The following is an 18,609-nucleotide window of genomic DNA, read 5'->3' as shown; positions in this document are numbered from 1 at the left end:
CCGGCGCGAACCGGGAGCACCCCACCCGGGCCGGACCCGGACGCCCCCCGCACCGGACGCCCCACGCGAGCCGACGCCCCCGCACACCCCCGGACCACCGACGGCGGCACCAGCCACCCCGGTACGGCCCGCCCCACCCCACCGGCGCCCTCGCCCGCGGGCTCCGCAGCACCGGAGACCCCACCCCCGGCTGCCCCGGCACCAACACCCCCGGCGACCCGCACGCCCTCGCCGGCACCGACGCGCCCGGAGTCACCCACACCCCCGGTGACACCGACGCGCCCGGCGCCGCCCGCACCCCCCGCCGCACCATCGGCCCGAACCCCCCGCACGCCGGCACCGGACCCCGTACTGCCCGTACAGCCCGCGCGGCCGGTGGCCCCGCGTCCCGTCGTACGGCCGGTGGCGGCACCGGACGAAGGGGAGGGCGTGCCCTGCCCCGCCTGCGGCACGCCCAACGCGCCGGACCGACGGTTCTGCCGACGCTGCGCGACCGCCCTGAACCCCGCCCCCAAGCCCGCCGCGCTGCCGTGGTGGCGGACCGTGTGGCCGCTGCGCCGCCGGGTGCGGGCCGGCTCGGGCCGGGCCACCCGCCTCCTCGTCATCCTGCTCGTGCTGGCGGCCCTCGGCGCGGGCGGCCTCCTGCTGCTGCCCGCGGGACGCGCCCTGGTCGAGGACACCCGGGACAAGATGAGCAAGGCCAAGCCCGTGACCCCGATCGCCGTCGAGGCGAGCGCCGAACTGCCCCGGCACCCGGCGACCAACACCACGGACGGGCTGAGCAACCGCTACTGGGGCGCGCCGGCCCCGGGCGCCTCGGTGACCTACACCTTCCGCAAGCCCTTCCGCCTCGTCGACCTGATCGTCACCAACGGCGCCTCCACGTCCCCGGAGTCCTACCCCCGTCAGGCGCGCGCCCTCCGGCTGGACCTGGAGGTGACGACGCAGGACGGCGAACGACACCGCGAGGAACTCACCCTCGCCGACAAGCCGGGCCCCCAGACCTTCCCCACCGGCATCAGCGACGCGAAGACGATACGCCTGACCCTGCGCTCACCCGCCGGCCTCACCGGCGGCCGCCACCTGGCCCTCGCGGAGGTGGAGTTCTTCGCCCGAGGCTGAGCCGGAACACGGCGCGAGGCATCCCGGACAACCCGTGGACCGATCCCTCCCAGCGGCCCGTCCTGCGGCCCTGCCCTGCCGGGCATGTCGGAGGGGACGGCCGTGCGAAGGACCCGGCGGGGCCGGCTGTCAGGGGGCGCCGACGCTGTCCCGGGGGCATCCTGGGGGCACGGGTGGTCGCCGGAGCAGCCGACGAGAAGGGTCCGGTCGTGAGCGTGTCGTCACGCGACGTCACAGTCGTGGCTCTCCTGGCGGATCCGGACGCGCCGACGGAGGTCGCGCGGCGCATGGCCCGGACGCTCCCGGCTCGGCTGGCCGACACGTCGGGCCAGGGGCGGCGGTTCGACGTCGAGGTGGTCAGTGAGCCCTTCAGCGCAGGGACCGAGGACCTGTCCACGCTGACGCGCCGGATCGTGGACCGTGGGCGTGCGGAGCACTGGGACATCGTCGTGGCCCTCACCGACCTTCCGTTGCACTCGCACGGGCGCAAGCTCGCCGTGGATCTGAGTCATGAGCACGGCTTGGCGCTGCTGTCCCTTCCGTCGTTGGGGGGCCTGCGTTTCGAGAGGAGGGCCCTGCGGGCGGTGGAGGAGGCCGTTCTCAGCTTGGCGGGTGCACGAGCCACCGGAGCCGAGGGACCTCCTCGGCGTCAGTCACCGGCACGTTTCGCCGGTCGTCTCGCGCCTGTCCACCCGGGCCCGATCGGCGAGGAGGAGACCGCTGATCTCCGGTACGTCGTCAGCGGGCCGCGCGGTTACCTGAGGGTGCTGTCCGGCATGGTCCGCGCCAACCGGCCGTGGCGGCTGATCCCGGGGCTCTCGAAGGCCCTGGCGGCCGCACTCGCCACGGGAGCGGTCGCCACCGTGAACTCCACCCTCTGGAGTCTGGCTGCGTCCCTGGGTACGCCGCGCCTCGTGATCGCCACGGTCGGGTCCGTCGCGCTCATGGTCGGCTGGCTGATCGTGGACGCGCACCTGTGGCACCGAACGGCAGAGGCTGCGCCGGAGGCGAGGAAGCGGGCAGCTCTCTACAACGCCTCGACGGTCGTGACCGTGGGCATCGGGGTGCTCGTCTGCTACGCGGGTCTGCTGGCCGTCAACCTGGTGTGGGCGCTCTTCATCCTCAACGACCAAGTCTTCGCCTCCATGGCGCGGACCCCGCTGCACGCCACGGAATACTGGACGCTGTCCTGGTTCGTGGCTTCGGTCGCCACGGTGGGCGGCGCGCTGGGATCCGGCCTGGAGAGCGACGAGGCCATCCGGGCGGCCGCCTATTCCAAGCGCGAACAGGAACGTCGCCGCATGCTGGAGGACGAACGGGGTGACCGGCCGGTGACCTGAACCGGAGATGCGACTTCGGTCGGTGGCCGTCCGGATCCGGAGAAGTCCGCTGATCGATCGGGAACGGCCGTTTCGTCTCGGAGGCCGATGGGGACTCGCACGGCAATGCCGCCGGGCGCGAAGTCCCGCCGGGCGGGCCGGTGGCAGCACCACCGTTCCATCTGATCCGGGTGAACGGCCCGTAGAGGCGCGCAGGAGCCACGGATCCCGTCGTAGCGCCTTCCGGGACCCAGGCTCTTTGCGCCGTCTCATCATCGCTGTGCCGCGGTCGTTTTCCGCGACACCGGAAGAAGTCATCATGAAAGCAGCGGTATACGAAGGACCGCGCACGGTCACGGTGAAGGACGTGCCCGACGCGAAGATCGAGCACCCCTGCGACATCATCGTCAAGATCACCGCCACCAACATCTGCGGTTCGGACCTGCACATGTACGAGGGCCGCACCTCGTTCGAGTCCGGCCGCACCCTGGGACACGAGAACATGGGCCAGGTCGTGGAGGTCGGCTCCGCCGTCCGCAAGGTCCAGGTCGGCGAGTACGTGGTCCTGCCCTTCAACATCGCCTGCGGCTTCTGCAAGCAGTGCGAACGGGGACTGACCAACTACTGCCTGACCATGCAGCCCGAACCGGCCCTCGCCGGAGCCGCTTACGGATTCGCCGACATGGGCCCCTACCCGGGCGGCCAGGCGGAGCTGCTGCGCGTGCCCTACGGCGACTTCAACGCGCTGCGCCTGGGCGAGGACGCCGCCGAGCGGCAGACCGACTACGTGATGCTCGCCGACATCTTCCCCACCGGCTATCACGCCACCGAGATGGCCCACGTCAAACCGGGCGACCAGACCATCGTCTTCGGGGCCGGTCCCGTCGGGCTGATGGCGACCTACTCCGCCCTCCTCAAGGGCGCCGGCCGCGTCTGGACGGCCGACCACCAGCCGGACCGGCTGCGCAAGGCGGAGGAGATCGGGGCCATCCCGATCAACACCGCAGAGCAGAACCCGGCGGAGGTCGTCAAGGAGGCCACCCTCGGTCTGGGTGCCGACAACGGATGCGAGTGCGTCGGCTACCAGGCACACGACCCCCAGGGACACGAGGACGCCAGCCTCACGCTCAACGGACTGATCGACTCGGTCAGGTTCACCGGCGGCATCGGCGTGGTGGGTGTGTTCCTCCCCCAGGACCCCGGCGGCACGGAGGCCCAGGGGGAGCTGGAGGCCCAGGGCAAGGTCCCGATCGACTTCGGGTTGATGTGGCTCAAGGGCCAGCACATGGGGACCGGGCAGGCGCCGGTGAAGAAGTACAACCGGGCGCTGCGGGACCTGATCGCCGGCGGGAAGGCGGAGCCGAGCTTCATCGTCTCCCACGAGCTGAGCCTGGACGAGGCCCCCACCGCCTACGAGCACTTCGACGCCCGTGACGAGGGCTGGACCAAGGTGGTCCTGCATCCCGACGGACACGGCAACGCCGACAAACACTAGGGAGGGACCCCGGGGCCGCCGTCCGCCCGCTCCCCCGGACCGGGCCGGCCACGAACGGAGTCCGACCCCGGCCCCGGCTCCGGCCGGGGGCCCGCCGGACCGTGGTCGCCCGCGTCCCCGTCGTACCCGAGCAGCGTGACCCTCCTGACCGTCCGCGTCCGGCCCGGTGGGACGGACGGCGGGCCCTGACGCCCAGCCTCACGGACGCGTACTCGACCGGCCGGACACGCATTCCGCTCCTCGAGTCACACCCTGCAGATCGGTGCTGATGCCGGTGACCGGACGACGGCGCTGCCGGCCCGGTGACGAGAACCGAGGGTTGAGCACGGCCCGCGAGGAAACTCCGGGTGTGTTCGCCGTACGCGCTTCGTCTTCTCGTTCACGTGGCCCGCCTTCCGTTCACCTCACCGCATGTGGGAAGCACTCATGAAGACAGACACCCGCTCCACCTCCCGCCTCCGGCACGATCCGCTCGTACGCGGCCTCGGCTGGGCCAGCGCGCTCCTGGGCGTGCCCCAGGCCGCCGCCCCGGCGGGCTTCGCCCGGGCCGTGGGCGTGGACGGCACCTCCCGGCACCGCTCGGCCACGACCCTGGTCGGGCTGCGCGAGCTGGCAGCGGCGACCGGGCTGCTGGGGCGGCCGCATCCGGCCTGGCTCTGGGGCCGCGTCGGCGGCGACCTCATGGATCTGACGATGCTGATCCGGGCCCTGAGGAACCACGACGGCCGCGGCCGGGGCCGCACCGTAGCCGCGACCGCCGCGGTCACCGCCATCACGGCCACGGACGTCTACGCGGCCGTGACCCGCACCCGTAGGAGCACCCCCATGGAACTGACCGCGGCCACCACCGTCACCCGGCCCCCGGACGAGGTCTACGCCCTCTGGAAGGACCTGAAGCGACTGCCGGACTTCATGGCGCACCTGGACGAGGTGCGCGTCACCGGCCCGGGCACCAGTCACTGGCGGGCCAGCGCGCCGTTCGGCACGACGGTCGAATGGGACGCCGAGACCACGCAGGACGACCCCGGCCGGCTGCTCGCCTGGCGGTCGGTGGACGGCGCCGACATCGACAACTCCGGCGAGGTCCGCTTCGAGCCCGCCCCCGGCGGCCGGGGCACGGAGATCCGGGTGACCTTGCGCTACGACCTGCCCGGCGGGGCGCTGGGCAAGGCAGCGGCGCGCTACTTCGGCGAGGAACCGCACCAGCAGCTGGACGACGACCTGCGCCGCTTCAAGCAGATCGTGGAGATCGGCGAGGTCGTCCGCTCCGAGGGCGCGCCCGGCGGCAAGCGGGCCCGCGGCGAGTTCCCGCAGCACCCGGCCCGGCCGCTGACCGAGGACGAACTGAAGGAGGCCCTGGCATGAAGGCGACCTGCTGGACAGGACGGAACACGGTCGAGGTGCAGGACGTCCCGGACCCCTCGATCCTGAACAGCCGCGACGCCATCGTGGAGGTCACCTCGACGGCGATCTGCGGCTCCGATCTCCACCTGCTCGACGGCTACGTCCCCAGCATGGAAAAGGGCGACATCATGGGCCACGAGTTCATGGGAGAGATCGTCGAGGTCGGCCCCGGCGTCAGCGACAAACTCCGCGTCGGCGACCGGGTCGTCGTACCCTTCCCCATCGCGTGCGGCGCCTGCGCGTCCTGCCACGCGAAGCTGTACTCGTGCTGCGAGAACACCAACCCCAACGCCGGCATCTCGGAGAAGCTCTTCGGCCACCCCACCGCCGGCATCTACGGTTACTCCCACCTCACCGGCGGCTTCGCCGGCGGCCAGGCCGAGTACGCCCGCGTGGTGCTCGCCGACGCCAACGTCCTGAAGATCGGGCCGGAGCTCACCGACGAGCAGGTGCTGTTCCTGTCCGACATCCTGCCGACCGGGTACATGGGCGCCGAGATGTGCGACATCCAGAAAGGTGACGTCGTCGCCGTCTGGGGCGCCGGTCCGGTCGGCCAGTTCGCCATGGACAGCGCCCGGGTGCTGGGCGCGGAGAAGGTCATCGCGATCGACAAGGAGACCTACCGGCTCGACATGGCCGCCGCCCAGGGCTACACCACCATCAACTTCGAGGACACCGACGTACGGTCGGCACTGCTCGAACTCACCGGCGGCCGGGGCCCCGACAAGTGCATCGACGCGGTCGGCCTGGAGGCCACACACGGCGCCTCCCACGTCCACCTCTACGACCGCGCCAAGCAGGCGGTCCGCTCCGAGACCGACCGGCCGCACGCCCTGCGCCAGGCCATCCTGTCCTGCCGGAGCGGCGGCGTGGTGTCGGTCATCGGCGTCTACGGCGGGCTGATCGACAAGTTCCCGGCGGGTGCGTGGATGAACAGGTCCCTGACCCTGCGAGCCGGGCAATGCCACGTGCACAGGTACATGAAGCCGCTGCTGGATCTGATCGAACAGGGCAGGATCGACCCCACCAGGGTCATCACCCACCGGCTCCCCCTGACCGAGGCACCGACCGGCTACGACCTGTTCAAGAACAAGAAGGACCGCTGCGAAAAGGTCGTCCTCACACCGTAAGAGCAGCACCCCCGACACGGCGGGCACCCGACCCCACACACGCCGAGGGCCCGGCCCGGGAGAAAACCCCTCCCGAGCCGGGCCTTCTGCCCGTGCTCCCGGCAGGCTTCGAACGTGCGCCACCCGCTTTCAAGGAGAGAGACTGGGTGGTCCCAGGCCTGAGCTGCGGCGCCGCCAGCCGGGGAAGCGGGTGGCTACTCGCTTCAGAAGAACTGGTGTTGACAAAGCGCCCCCGTCCGGGACGCCCCGGCACAGGCGACCCCCGCCTCCCGATGGGAGCGCGGGGGCTGCTCGCATGTGGCCCTGCCTGCGGTAACTCCATGATGCGTTAGGCGATATCTAGGAGACGCGTCCCGCCAAGAGGGGCGTAGTCAGGGTGTACTGAGACCGTAGGCAGACTGGGCGCCAGCGCCACGAGGCAGGCCCCGGACCCTCCCTGACCTGGGAGCTCCGGGGCCTCCGCCCTGCTCAACGCTGTGCCCCCGGCAGGATTCGAACCTGCGACACCCGCTTTAGGAGAGCGGTGCTCTATCCCCTGAGCTACGAAGGCGTGGTGAGGGTGGGCAGTGCCCGTGTCACCGCCGTCAGTGTAGCGGGCGGTCCGGGCGGTCGGGGGAGGGTCCCGGGTGGTCAGTCGCGGGTGACGCGGACGGTGTGGTCGCCGTTGCGGTCGGCCGAGGTCACCGAGATGCGGATGCCCCGCTCGGGGTCCTTGAAGGTCTCGCCGGGGGAGAAGGGGGCGTCGGAGAGTTCCGCGTGGACGTTGGGGCTGCGGGTGCAGCCGCCGCTGTCCCGGCGGGAGTCGTAGACCTTGACCGGGCCCTGGCCGGTGTCGACGGTGGAGTCGACCTTGTAGATGAGGACACCGGGGCGGCACACCACCTCGTCGTTGCCCCCGCGGGTGCGCAGTTCGACGGCGTAGCCGGCGCGGCGGTCGAAGGGGACGAAGAGGAGTTTGGGGCCGCCGGGGTGGGCCAGCGGGGTGAGGGTGTGCTCGCTGGTGCCGCGTGCGGACGCGCAGGACACCTGGGCCGCGTCCAGCCAGCCCAGCTTCCACTTGTGCCAGCCGAGCAGGTCGTTGTTGGCGCCCCAGTCCTCGCTCATGATGTCCCAGTGGCCGACGGCGCCGCCGCCGTCCTGGGTGTAGAGGTCGGGCAGGCCGAAGACGTGCCCGTTCTCGTGGGGCAGGACGCGGTAGCCGGTGCGGTCGTAGGTGCCGGAGCCGTCGTCCTGGCGGGAGTAGACGAAGGACGCGTTGGCGACGGGCACGCCGTCGGCCGTGGGGGCCTCGGCGTTGCCGGCGAACGTCACCGACAGGACGGTGTCCAGGGCGGACGGGCCGGCGTTCGGGGTGACCAGCACGTTCAGCAGGTCGTACGACGAGAAGTCGACCTTCGGGTCGGCCACTGCCACGATGTCCTGGACCAGCTTGCGGTAGCCGGGGTCGAAGGGCGCGCCGCGCTCTATGCCGTACGCCTCGAAGGGCTGGGGCATGCGCAGCCAGCGGCGGACGGGGGCGTCCGGGCGGTAGTCCAGGCGGCCGTAGGAGCTGGTGCGGAACCATTCCTGGGTCTGCGGGAAGAACTCGCGGAAGCGGTCGAGCGCCTTCCCGGCGCCCGGTGCGTCCGGGAAGTCGATCATCAGGGTGAGGGCACGGACCGTGCCCGTGGAGGGCGCGTAGCCGCCGGGCGTGGGGATGCCCTCCGTCATCTGGACGTCCGGATGGCTGTTGATCATGCAGGGGGCGAGGGCGGAGGTGTGCGACGCGCTGAGGGGGCGGGCGCCGGCCGTGGCCGGGTCGTGCGGGATGTGGGCGGTGCCGGCGGAGGTGCTGACCGTCGCCGTCAGTGCGGCCACCGCGGCGAGGGCGGCCCAGCGCCGCGTCCGCCGTCCGGTCGAGGGCTCGCGGCCACCGGCTGCTTCCGCCGTTCCGGTCGTCCCCGCCGCCCTGGCCTCGCCAACCACCCCGATGACCCCAGCGGCCCCGGGGGCCCCCGCCGTCCCGGCGGCCCCCGCCGCCCCGGTCGCTCCCCCCGCTGCCTCCGCTGCCTCCGCTGCCTCCGCTTCCCCGCGGTGCTGTCCGGGCCGCTGCGCCCCGGCCGTTGCCGCCCCCGCGGTCGCCGCAGCAGCCGTCGCCGTCGGTTCCGCCCCGTGCCGTTCCCCATGCGGCGGTTCCTGTCCGTGCCGCGCGCGTCGTGTCCGGCATATGTGTCGGCTGGACGGCTGCGGCTGCATGCATGGACCTTTCGCTCCAGGCAGCCGCCGTTCCCGGCTGCACCCCTGCGATCACCCTGTGACGCGAGGGGGCCGGGCGCGCGTTGGACGAGACCGATCGTGGGTTTCCCGGCGGTAGGGATGTGACTCAGGTCACGCGAACTTTCCGCGCCGTCGGGAAATAAGCGGGGATCGAATCCCCGTTTAACCCAGCGTCCGCGTGAAACGGGGAGTCCTTCCCCGGATCGCCAGGGCACCCAGCAGCCCTTCGACCCAGGAGTACGCCGTGCAGACCGCAACCCCCGCGCGCCGCAAGGCGACCCGGCCGCGCGCCGACGCCCTGCGGAACCGGGAGCGGATCGTCACCGCCGCCCGGGAGATGTTCGTCGAGTTCGGCCCCGATGTGCCGCTCGACGAGATCGCCCGCCGCGCCGGTGTCGGCAACGCCACGGTGTACCGCAACTTCCCGGACCGGGACTCGCTGGTCCGCGAGGTCGTCTGCTCCGTCATCGACCGGACGGTGCACGCGGCCGAGCAGGCCCTCGCGGAGACCGGTGACGCCTTCGCCGCCCTGGAGCGCATCGCGCACGCCGCCGCCGACGAGCGGATCAGCGCGCTGTGCCCCATGGTCAGCAGCACCTTCGACCAGAACCACCCGGACCTGGAGGCCGCGCGACAGCGCTTCGAGGAACTGGTGGGTGAGGTCATGGACCGGGCCAAGACGGCCGGTCAGCTCCGTCCCGACGTCGGTGTCGGCGATCTGATGGTCGCCGTCGCCCAGCTCAGCCGGCCCCCGGCCGGTACGGCCTGCCCGAGTGCCGACCGCTTCGTCCACCGTCATCTCCAGCTGTTCCTGGACGGGCTGCGGGCTCCGGCCCGCTCCGTACTGCCGGGCGCGGCCGTGACCATGGAGGATCTCCGCCGCCCCTGACCCGCCCGAGCGATCCGATCTCAGCGCCCTGCGGCCGTCGACGGTGACGCGCCGTCCCTCACCGGTCCCTTTTTTCGTCCCTTAGCTCGCTTTTTTCCGTCACGAACTTCCGAAGTGGGTACCTCCATGTCTCAAGCAGCCGCCAAGGCCTCCTCCGGCCCCGGCTCCGCCTCCGGTCACTCCGGCATACCCGCCCCCGACCCAGGGCGCTGGAAAGCGCTCGTCTTCATCGCGCTCGCCCAGCTGATGGTCGTGCTCGACGCGACGATCGTGAACATCGCCCTGCCCTCCGCCCAGCAGGACCTGGGCATCTCGGACGGCAACCGCCAGTGGGTGGTCACGGCGTACGCCCTCGCGTTCGGCGGACTGCTGCTGTTCGGCGGCCGGATCGCCGACCTGTGGGGCCGTAAGAACGCCTTCCTCGTCGGCCTGGCCGGTTTCGCCGCGGCGTCCGCGCTCGGCGGGGCGGCCACCAACGAGGCGATGATGTTCGGTGCCCGCGCCCTGCAGGGCGTGTTCGGCGCGCTGCTCGCGCCGGCCGCGCTCTCGCTGCTCGCGGTGATGTTCACCGACGCCAAGGAGCGCGCCAAGGCGTTCGGCATCTACGGTGCGATCGCCGGTGGCGGTGGCGCCGTGGGTCTCATCCTCGGCGGTTTCCTCACCGAGTACCTGGACTGGCGCTGGACCTTCTTCGTCAACATCCCGTTCGCCGTGGCCGCCGCGGCCGGTGCGTGGCTGGTCATCCGTGAGCCGGAGGGCGGCCGCAACCGCTCCCCGCTCGACATCCCGGGCGTGGTCCTGTCCACCCTCGGCCTGGTCGCGCTGGTCTACGGCTTCACCCGGGCCGAGTCCGACGGCTGGAGCGACACGGTCACCGTCGCGATGTTCGTCGCCTCGGCCGTGCTGCTGCTCGCGTTCGTGCTGGTCGAAGCCAAGGTGAAGGCGCCGCTGCTGCCGCTGCGCGTGATCACCGAGCGCAACCGCGGCGGTGTCTACCTCTCGCTCGGCCTCGCGGTCATCGCGATGTTCGGCCTGTTCCTCTTCCTGACCTACTACCTGCAGGTCGTGAAGGGGTACTCACCGGTCAAGACGGGCTTCGCCTTCCTGCCGATGATCGCGGGCATGATCACGGGCTCCACCCAGATCGGCACCCGTCTGATGACCCGGGTCGCGCCCCGGCTGCTGATGGGCCCGGGCTTCCTGGTCGCCGCCCTCGGCATGCTGCTGCTGACGCAGATGGAGATCGACTCCTCGTACGCCGCGCTGCTGATGCCGGCGATGCTGCTGCTCGGCCTCGGCATGGGTACGGCGTTCATGCCGGCGATGTCCCTGTCCACGCAGGGCGTGCAGGCGCGGGACGCCGGTGTGGCCTCCGCGATGGTGAACACCTCGCAGCAGGTCGGCGGCGCGATCGGTACGGCCCTGCTGAACACGATCGCCGCCTCGGCGACCACGTCGTACATCACCGACCACATCGGCTCGGCGACCTCCCGCTCCCAGCAGCAGCTGGTGCAGCTGGAGGCCATGGTGGAGGGCTACACCAGCGCCATCTGGTTCGCGGTCGGCATCCTGGTCGTGGCCGCGGCGATCGCCCTGACCCTGGTCAACGCCGGCCGTCCGGGCGGCGCCACGGTCACCGGCCCGGGTGCGGGTTCCGGCGCGGACGCCACGGCCGACGACGAGCTGCCGGTGCCGGTGATCGCGCACTGACCTGCGGAACCCGATGCCGGTCCGGTGCGGAGCAGGGGACTCCGCACCGGACCGGCATCGGCTCGGGTGACCGGACGCCTCACCTGAGCCACGGCAGGTCCGCTCCCGCTCCACTGGGCTGAAGTCCCTCGGCGACGATCGTCATGATCTCGCCGAGGGACTTCTGCTGTTCGGGGGTGAGCCGGTCGAAGACGGCCTGGCGTACGGCGGCCACATGGCCGGGCGCGGACCGGCGCAGCACCTCCATGCCCTCCTCGGTGAGGACGGCGAACTGGCCCCGCTTGTCGGAGGGGCAGTCCTCGCGGCGGACCCAGCCGTTCTTCTCCAGGCGGGCGACCGCGTGCGAGAGCCGGGAGCGGGTGATCTTGGCGTACCTGGCGAGTTCGGTCATCCGCAGCCGGCGGCGCGGGGCTTCGGCGAGTTTCACCAGGAGGCCGTAGTACACGTGCGGCATTCCCGCGTCACGCTGGAGCTGACGGTCGAGATGGTCCTCGAGCAGGGTGGCGGCCTCGATGTACGCGCGCCAGACGTGCTGCTCCTCGGCGGTGAGCCAGCGGGGCTCCGCCGATTCGGGTGCGGGTGCCGTGTTCATGCTTTCCACTCTACGAGGCCGCTCCTTGAACGTTGAACAAACGGGGCGTACGGTGGGAGAAGTGACGCTTGAAGGTTCAAGCATCCTCGCGGCGGTCGCCGCCCCACCTTTCCTCGTTCTCCGGAGGGAGTCGCCGGACATGTCCGCCACCACCCAGGAGCGCATGCCCGAGCGCATGCCCGCCCTCTACCTCAGCCACGGTGCCCCGCCGCTCGCGGACGACCCGGTCTGGCCCGCCGAACTCGCCGCGTGGGCCGCCGCCCTGCCGCGGCCCAAGGCGATCCTGATGGTCTCCGCCCACTGGGAGGAAGCCCCGCTCGCCCTCGCCGCCACCGAGACGGTCCCGCTGGTCCACGACTTCTGGGGCTTCCCCGAGCACTACTACCGCGTCCGCTACGAGGCCCCCGGCGCCCCCGCGCTCGCCGCATCCGTGCGCAAGCTGCTGCGCGCCCCCGGCATGCCCGTCCAGGACATCCCGGACCGGGGCCTCGACCACGGCGCGTACGTCCCGCTCGTCGAGATGTACCCGGACGCCGACATCCCCGTCCTCCAGGTCTCGCTGCCGACCCTCGACCCGGTGCGGCTGATGGAGATCGGCCGCAAGCTGGCCCCGCTGCGCGACGAGGGCGTACTGATCGTCGGCTCCGGCTTCTTCACCCACAACCTCGCCGCCCTGCGGCACACCGGCCCGGGAGTGCCCGGCTGGTCGGCCGAGTTCGACGACTGGGGCCGGCGGGCGCTCGCGGCGCGGGACGTCGACGCCCTGCTGGACTTCCTGAACAAGGCCCCCGCGGGCCGCTACGCCCATCCCCGCACCGAGCACTTCGCCCCGCTCTTCGTGACCCTGGGCGCGGCGGACGCGGCCGGCGAGCTGGCGGAACAGAAGTCGGTGATCGACGGGTTCTGGATGGGGCTGGCCAAACGGTCCGTGCAGTTCGGCTGAGCGGGCAACCTCCGGGGCGGTACGGCCCGTCTCACCGGGTGGGAACTCCGGTGCCGCACCCCGGTGCCGGACTCCGGCTCCGGGATCCGGCCGGGAGTCCGGCGCCGGATCCGCCGACGGTGTGACGGCCGTCTCAAGCGCGGGGGTGGGGGAGGGGCCGGCGGGAACCCGGCCAAGGAGCCCGAATCCCCGCGTGACCTGCGGCTCCGTCGTCCCTGCGGCACCGCGTCGGGTGCTGTGGCCGGACAGGGTACTGCATGATCAGAAAATTTGAGGGGCGGCTTGGGAATTCTGTCCGGATTCCAGTCGTTGTTTCCATCGGATGCAGGGCACTCGGACGTGGATCGAGAACAGGTTCGTGAGAACAGGGTTCACGGTCCCGGGCCGAGCGCCGAGCGTCCGAAGGACCACCCGCTGACCTCACCATCGCAAGGGAGCACGCATGGCAACCCGTGCCGTCGCCCGTCGTACGTCCGCCACCGGCGAGACCCTCGACGCGGCAAGCAGTGTTCGCGCCCATGGCGGCGAGATCGCGGACCGCGATCTGGTCGGCATGTACCTGGACGAGATCGCGCGGACGCCGCTGCTCGACGCCGCAAAGGAGGTCGAGCTGTCCCAGATCATCGAAGCGGGTGTGTTCGCACAGCAGGTCCTGGACGGGTACGAGGAGTCCAAGGCCGACGCCACCCGTGAGGAGCTCGAAGCCCTGGTCGCCGAGGGGGAGCGGGCCAAGGACATCTTCATCCGCTCCAACCTCCGCCTGGTCGTCGCCGTCGCCCGCCGGTACCCGCGCAGCGGTCTGCCGCTGCTCGACCTGATCCAGGAGGGCAACGCCGGCCTGGTCCGCGCGGTCGAGAAGTTCGACTACCGCAAGGGCTTCAAGTTCTCCACGTACGCCACCTGGTGGATCCGACAGGCGATCACCCGGTCCATAGCCGACCAGTCGCGCACCATCCGGCTCCCCGTCCACCTGGTGGAGGAGCTGGGCCGGATCCGCCGCGTGCAGCGCGAGTTCAACCGTGAGCACGGCCGGGAGCCCGAGCCCGCCGAGATCGCCGCGGAGCTCGGCTCGACGCCGGAGCGCGTCACCGACGTGCTCGACTGGGCCCGTGACCCGGTCTCCCTGAACATGTCGGTGGACGACGAGGGCGAGACCCAGTTCGGCGACCTGCTGGAGGACACCTCCGCCGTCTCGCCCGAGCAGTCGGTGCTGACGCTGCTGCGCAGTGAGGAACTGGACGACCTGATCGGCCGCCTGGACCAGCGCACCGCCTCCATCATCAAGATGCGGTACGGCATCGAGGACGGGCGCGAGCGCACGCTGACCGAGGTCGGCAAGGAGCACGGACTGACCCGCGAACGCATCCGTCAGATCGAGAAGCACGCGCTGCTGGAGCTGAAGAAGCTGGCGCGGGACACCGGGTTCGACGCGGCGGCGTGACCGCGAGCGGGCCGTGCGCGGTCCGCGCGGCCGGCATGCTGCGCGCGGCCGTGTGACCCGTGCGGCCGTATGACCCCTGTGACCCCTGCGGCCGTGGGGCCCGCCCGGCGGAGTGATCCGTGCCGTGGTGGCCGTTGCCGTCACGTGAACCGCGCCGGACGGTGTCGCCCGGGCGCGTGGGGTCCCCGGGGCATGTGCCGTACGCAGCCGCGCCGCCCCGGCCTCGGCCCGCCCCCGCCCCGTCCCCGGGGCCATGGGTGCAGGTGAACCGCCGGGGCGCGGACGGCTCGCCGGACGGTGTGCGGCCCCACCGCGTGCGCCGGGTGGCGGAAGCCCGCGCGAATGTGGCCGTGTAACGCCGCTTCAACCCGTGGGAGCCCGGGAACAAGACTTCCGGGCACAGGGGTTCGGTGAGGGCTTCCCCCTCCCTCCGCCGGTCCCGCCCCGCTCCAACGGAGCCATGTCCCGACGCACTCCCCCCGGCGCCGGGACTTTCCCAGCCGGGCTTCGGCGCCTTCCCCCGGGCGTCGGAGTCCGGCCTTCTCCGTGTCCGGGCACGGTGGGGCGGCGGGGCACCCCGTACCTGAACTCCGGGGTGGCCCGCCGGATGGCAGATTGTGTCACACCGGCATAGCCTGACGTAGTGAGCAGCACCACCCCGGCACAGCCCCCGAACGCTTCCTCCGCCTCCCCCGGCACTCCGCCGCCCGCCCTGTCACTCACCGAGCGGCGCAAAGCGGCCACCCGGATGGAGATCGCCCGGGCCGCGGCCGGCCTCTTCGTCCGGCACGGGCTGCGGGCCACCCGGGCCGAGGACATCGCCCGGGCCGCCGGGATCGCCCCGCGCACCTTCTACCGCTACTTCGCGAGCAAGGAGGAGGCCGTCGCCCCGCTCTACGCCGCCGGTGCCCAGCGCTGGGCCGAGGCGGTGCGCGAGGCCCCGGCCCGGCTGAGCGTCCCCGAGGCCGTCGACCACGCCGTACGCCACACCCTGTCGCCCGGGGCCGCGGTGTCGGCCGCGTCCTGGGAGTGGGTGCGCACCCTGATCCGCCTCGCCACCACCAGCCCCGCGCTGCGGAAGGTGTGGGCCGAGGTGTGCCAGGACGCGGAGGACACGCTGGCGGGGGTGCTGGCGGAGCGGGGCGGCGCGGCCGACCGCGAGGCCGGGGCTGGTGCGGCAGGCCGCGGCGAGGCCGGCGACGGTGTGACCGGTGGCGGTGAGGCCGGTGACTCCGCGGCCCGGGGCCGCGTGGCCGACGACAGCGAGGCCCACGATCGCGTGGCCGGCGCCAACGAGGCCGGCGACCGGGACCGTGAGGGCGAGGCAGGCGGCCCTGGAACCGGCGACCGCCCGTCGCCGGGTGCCGACAACGTTGCCGGGGGCCGGGACACCGCCCCGGACCTCCGCTTCACCGCCGCCGTCGCCAGTGCGGCCGTACGGGTGGCGGTGGAGAGCTGGGCCACCGGGGACGCCCCGGCGACCGGCCCGGACGGACCGGCCGCGCTGGCCCTGCGCAACCTGGCCGCGCTGCGGGACTTCCGGTGGGAGGGGCCGTAGCGGCTGCGCAGGGCGGGACCCGGGCGGGCCGGGCCCTGGGCCTCAGTCCTCCGCGGCACGGGTCAGCCGCCCGCCCAGCTCCCGTACGCACGCCACGAGTTCCGCAGGCTCCCGCACCGTGAACTCATGGCCCAGCATGGCCAGCCGCACCGCCAGCCACTCCACCGGATCGCCGGTGGTGCCCCGCAGCAGGCAGCTCGTCGCGCCGACCGGCTCCGGCGTGCCCACCCAGGCCGGGAGGCGGTCCGCGACGGCCTCGGCGGGGGCGGCGAAGGCGACGGTGAAGTCGTAGGTCTCGCTGCTGCGGTTGATCGACTGCCGCAGGTACTCCGCCGCGCTGCCCGTCGGCAGTTCGCGGGGTGTGAAACGGGCCCCGGTGGCGAAGGGCTCGCTGATCCGGTCCACGCGGAAGGTGCGCCAGTCCGCGCGGTCGAGGTCGTAGGCGACGAGGTACCAGCGGCGGCCCGTCGACACCAGGCGGTACGGCTCGGTCAGGCGGCGCGACCCCGTGCCGTCCTTGGCGCGGTAGGAGAACCGCAGCCGCTCGTGGCCGGCCACCGTCGAGGCCATGACGGTCAGCGTCTCGGGGGCGATGGTGGGGCCGTCGCCGCTGGTCAACGGGGTGGTCGCGGCCTGGAGCGTGGTGACGCGGTGGCGCAGCCGGGAGGGCAGCACCTGTTCCAGCTTGGCCAGGGCGCGCACCGACGCCTCCTCCACCCCCTCGACGGCGTGGCCGGCGCCGGCCCGCAGGCCGACCGCGATCGCGACCGCCTCCTCGTCGTCGAGGACGAGCGGCGGCATCGCCTTGCCCGCGACCAGCCGGTAGCCGCCGTCGGAGCCCTTGGTCGCCTGTACGGGATAGCCGAGTTCGCGCAACCGGTCGATGTCCCGCCGGATGGTGCGCCGGGAGACGCTCAGCCGGTCGGCCAGTTCACCACCGGGCCATTCGCGCGGCGTCTGGAGGAGGGAGAGGAGCTGGAGCAGCCGGGCCGGAGTGTCCGTCGTCATGGAGACGAGGATGCCGGACGACTAGGTCATGATCTGACCTACTCGCGATCTAGTTTTCACGTCATGACCTCCACCGAGACCCTCGACACAGCTTCCCGGAGCGCCGCGGCACCGGACCGGCGCCGCTGGCTGGCGCTCGCCATCGTGATGACGGCGGCCTTCATGGACCTCGTCGACGTCACGATCGTCAACATCGCCATCCCGTCCATCCAGCGGGAGGAGGGCGCGTCCGTCGCCCAGATCCAGTGGATCACCGCCGGGTACGCGCTCGCCTTCGCCGCCGGCCTGATCACCGGTGGCCGTCTCGGCGACATCCACGGCCGCAAGCGGGTGTTCCTCGCCGGCATCGGCGGCTTCACCGTCGCCTCCGCGCTGTGCGGGCTCGCCGCGAACCCCGAGATGCTGGTCGCCGCCCGCGTACTCCAGGGCGCCATGGCCGCGCTGATGGTGCCTCAGGTGCTGTCGATCGTGCACGCCACCTTCCCGGCACACGAACGCGGCAAGGTGTTCGGGCTGTTCGGCGCGATCGTCGGGCTGGGCGCGGTGTCCGGGCCGCTGCTGGGCGCGCTGCTGACGGAGGGGAACCTGTTCGGTCTCGAATGGCGCCCCATCTTCCTCATCAACCTGCCCGTCGGTCTCGCGGGTCTGGTCCTGGGCAGCCGTTTCATCAGCGAGTCCAAGGCGCCGCGCGCCCTCAGGCTGGACCTGGTCGGCGTCGCGCTGGTGACGCTCGGCCTGCTGATGCTGCTCTACCCGCTGACCCGCGGCCGTGAGCTGGGCTGGCCCCTGTGGGGGTACCTGTCCATGGCCGGCGCGCTCGTCGTCTTCGCCGCGCTCGTGGGGTACGAGCGGCGCAAGGGCGCCCGGGACGGCTCCCCGCTGGTCGAGCTGTCCCTGTTCAGGGTGAAGAGCTTCGCCGCGGGCATCGCCGTGCAGACCGTGTTCGGAGTCGCGCTCGGCATCTTCTTCCTGGTGTGGACGATGTACCTGCAGTTCGGACTGGGCTGGGGCGCGCTGAAGGCGGGTCTGACCGGGGTTCCGTTCTCCCTCTCCGTCTCCGTGGCGGCCGGGGTGTCCGTGCAGAAGCTGGTGCCGCGCTTCGGCCGCAAGGTCCTTCAGGCGGGCGCCCTCACCATGGCGCTGGGCGTCCTGCTCTACCTGTGGGAGGCCGACCACTACGGCCTCGGCATCGGACCCTGGCAGATGGCGCCGCCGCTGGTCGTCATGGGCATCGGCATGGGTCTCATCGTCGCCCCGCTGACGGACGCGGTGCTGTCGGAGGTGCCGCGGGAGCACTCCGGCTCGGCGTCCGGACTGATCAACACGGTGCAGCAGATGGGCAACGCGCTGGGGCTCGGGCTGGTGTCGGTGGTCTTCTTCGGCGTGGTCGACGACCACCCCGGCGGGCCGGAGACGGGACCGGCCTACGTCGACGGCTTCGAGCACGCCCTCGGGTGGGTGGCCGGAGTACTGGTCCTGATCTTCCTGCTGATGTCCGCGCTGCCCAAGCGGCCGGCCCAGCACGCGGAGGGAGCCCCGGCCGAGGCGGCGCCGGCCGAGGCGGCGGCCCCGGCCGGGAAGGGCCGCGGCGGCCAAGACGGCCGAACCGGAGCTGGTTCCCTGAGGCGGGCGTCCCGCGGAGCGCCGCCGCGGGTGACGGGCCGCGGTCGCACCCGGGTGCGGTGACCGGAGGGCCCGGTCCTCGAGACGGATCGAGGACCGGGCCCTTCCCCCTGGCCGGG

14 protein-coding genes and 1 tRNA gene are annotated in these 18,609 nt (G+C 72.4%); 11 read left to right on the top strand and 4 right to left on the bottom strand.

Annotated features, from left to right (window positions below; all coding sequences use genetic code 11):
• The first annotated feature begins 429 nt into the window (after positions 1–429).
• From SGLAU_RS36215 to SGLAU_RS14480, 5 genes are all read left to right on the top strand, one after another.
• The gene (locus SGLAU_RS36215) at positions 430–1,122 is read left to right on the top strand and encodes a zinc ribbon domain-containing protein (RefSeq protein ID WP_244315211.1); all 693 of its coding nucleotides are present in this window, start codon (positions 430–432) and stop codon (positions 1,120–1,122) included.
• Positions 1,123–1,295: 173 nt separating this feature from the next.
• Positions 1,296–2,462, top strand: coding sequence for a hypothetical protein (locus SGLAU_RS14495; RefSeq protein ID WP_052413753.1), 1,167 nt, complete (start codon positions 1,296–1,298; stop codon positions 2,460–2,462).
• 298 nt (positions 2,463–2,760) lie between these two features.
• Positions 2,761–3,936, top strand: coding sequence for a glutathione-independent formaldehyde dehydrogenase (locus SGLAU_RS14490; RefSeq protein ID WP_052413752.1), 1,176 nt, complete (start codon positions 2,761–2,763; stop codon positions 3,934–3,936).
• Positions 3,937–4,362: 426 nt separating this feature from the next.
• A complete protein-coding gene (locus SGLAU_RS14485) occupies positions 4,363–5,301 on the top strand; it encodes an SRPBCC family protein (protein ID WP_043501713.1) in 939 nt (312 codons plus the stop codon).
• Positions 5,298–6,470, top strand: coding sequence for a zinc-dependent alcohol dehydrogenase (locus SGLAU_RS14480; protein ID WP_043501711.1), 1,173 nt, complete (start codon positions 5,298–5,300; stop codon positions 6,468–6,470). The genes SGLAU_RS14485 and SGLAU_RS14480 overlap by 4 nt, the downstream gene beginning before the upstream one ends.
• Positions 6,471–6,947: 477 nt before the next feature.
• Here SGLAU_RS14480 and SGLAU_RS14475 read toward each other — a convergent pair.
• Both SGLAU_RS14475 and SGLAU_RS14470 read right to left on the bottom strand, forming a co-directional pair.
• Positions 6,948–7,020 (bottom strand) — tRNA-Arg (locus SGLAU_RS14475).
• Between the two features lie 80 nt (positions 7,021–7,100).
• Entirely contained in the window at positions 7,101–8,327 is a 1,227-nt protein-coding gene (locus SGLAU_RS14470; protein ID WP_043501710.1) for a M6 family metalloprotease domain-containing protein, read from the bottom strand.
• Positions 8,328–8,970: 643 nt separating this feature from the next.
• Between SGLAU_RS14470 and SGLAU_RS14465 the strand changes: the two genes are divergently transcribed.
• Positions 8,971–9,615, top strand: a complete 645-nt coding sequence (locus tag SGLAU_RS14465; protein ID WP_052413751.1) for a TetR/AcrR family transcriptional regulator — start codon at positions 8,971–8,973, stop codon at positions 9,613–9,615.
• A gap of 126 nt (positions 9,616–9,741) precedes the next feature.
• On the top strand, positions 9,742–11,325 hold the full coding sequence (locus tag SGLAU_RS14460; RefSeq protein WP_043501709.1) for an MFS transporter: 1,584 nt from the start codon (positions 9,742–9,744) through the stop codon (positions 11,323–11,325).
• A gap of 79 nt (positions 11,326–11,404) precedes the next feature.
• On the opposite strand, the gene SGLAU_RS14455 is transcribed toward SGLAU_RS14460, so the two are convergent.
• The gene (locus SGLAU_RS14455; RefSeq protein WP_043501708.1) at positions 11,405–11,917 is read right to left on the bottom strand and encodes a MarR family winged helix-turn-helix transcriptional regulator; all 513 of its coding nucleotides are present in this window, start codon (positions 11,915–11,917) and stop codon (positions 11,405–11,407) included.
• Between the two features lie 139 nt (positions 11,918–12,056).
• Here SGLAU_RS14455 and SGLAU_RS14450 point away from each other — a divergent pair, with 139 nt between their 5' ends.
• The 3 genes from SGLAU_RS14450 (at position 12,057) to SGLAU_RS33605 (ending at position 15,859) form a co-directional block, all read left to right on the top strand.
• Positions 12,057–12,860: a dioxygenase gene (locus tag SGLAU_RS14450; RefSeq protein WP_043501707.1), complete on the top strand. Its 804-nt coding sequence runs from the start codon at positions 12,057–12,059 to the stop codon at positions 12,858–12,860.
• A 442-nt stretch (positions 12,861–13,302) separates the two neighbouring features.
• Positions 13,303–14,301: an RNA polymerase sigma factor RpoD/SigA gene (locus SGLAU_RS14445; protein ID WP_043501705.1), complete on the top strand. Its 999-nt coding sequence runs from the start codon at positions 13,303–13,305 to the stop codon at positions 14,299–14,301.
• A gap of 643 nt (positions 14,302–14,944) precedes the next feature.
• Positions 14,945–15,859 (top strand): TetR/AcrR family transcriptional regulator, encoded by a 915-nt coding sequence (locus SGLAU_RS33605; protein ID WP_043501703.1) that lies wholly within the window; start codon positions 14,945–14,947, stop codon positions 15,857–15,859.
• Between the two features lie 42 nt (positions 15,860–15,901).
• Here the strand turns inward: SGLAU_RS33605 and SGLAU_RS14435 are convergent, their stop codons facing one another.
• Positions 15,902–16,867, bottom strand: coding sequence for a helix-turn-helix transcriptional regulator (locus tag SGLAU_RS14435; RefSeq protein ID WP_099052813.1), 966 nt, complete (start codon positions 16,865–16,867; stop codon positions 15,902–15,904).
• Positions 16,868–16,930: 63 nt separating this feature from the next.
• Here SGLAU_RS14435 and SGLAU_RS14430 point away from each other — a divergent pair, with 63 nt between their 5' ends.
• Positions 16,931–18,553: an MFS transporter gene (locus tag SGLAU_RS14430; protein ID WP_078957719.1), complete on the top strand. Its 1,623-nt coding sequence runs from the start codon at positions 16,931–16,933 to the stop codon at positions 18,551–18,553.
• Positions 18,554–18,609 lie beyond the last annotated feature (56 nt).

This window comes from Streptomyces glaucescens, assembly GCF_000761215.1.
Lineage (GTDB): Bacteria > Actinomycetota > Actinomycetes > Streptomycetales > Streptomycetaceae > Streptomyces > Streptomyces glaucescens_B.
The sequence above is the reverse complement of the archived record's forward strand: the minus strand, read 5'-3'. Positions and strand labels throughout refer to the sequence as shown.

What these genes read in the sequence shown, in the direction of transcription:
- SGLAU_RS14480 (WP_043501711.1), top strand. Translation starts at nt 5,298, where the DNA reads ATGAAGGCGACCTGCTGGACAGGACGGAACACGGTCGAGGTGCAGGAC.
- SGLAU_RS14455 (WP_043501708.1), bottom strand. Translation starts at nt 11,917, where the DNA reads ATGAACACGGCACCCGCACCCGAATCGGCGGAGCCCCGCTGGCTCACC.
- SGLAU_RS14490 (WP_052413752.1), top strand. Translation starts at nt 2,761, where the DNA reads ATGAAAGCAGCGGTATACGAAGGACCGCGCACGGTCACGGTGAAGGAC.
- SGLAU_RS14485 (WP_043501713.1), top strand. Translation starts at nt 4,363, where the DNA reads ATGAAGACAGACACCCGCTCCACCTCCCGCCTCCGGCACGATCCGCTC.
- SGLAU_RS14460 (WP_043501709.1), top strand. Translation starts at nt 9,742, where the DNA reads ATGTCTCAAGCAGCCGCCAAGGCCTCCTCCGGCCCCGGCTCCGCCTCC.
- SGLAU_RS14445 (WP_043501705.1), top strand. Translation starts at nt 13,303, where the DNA reads ATGGCAACCCGTGCCGTCGCCCGTCGTACGTCCGCCACCGGCGAGACC.
- SGLAU_RS14435 (WP_099052813.1), bottom strand. Translation starts at nt 16,867, where the DNA reads ATGACGACGGACACTCCGGCCCGGCTGCTCCAGCTCCTCTCCCTCCTC.
- SGLAU_RS14450 (WP_043501707.1), top strand. Translation starts at nt 12,057, where the DNA reads ATGTCCGCCACCACCCAGGAGCGCATGCCCGAGCGCATGCCCGCCCTC.
- SGLAU_RS14430 (WP_078957719.1), top strand. Translation starts at nt 16,931, where the DNA reads ATGACCTCCACCGAGACCCTCGACACAGCTTCCCGGAGCGCCGCGGCA.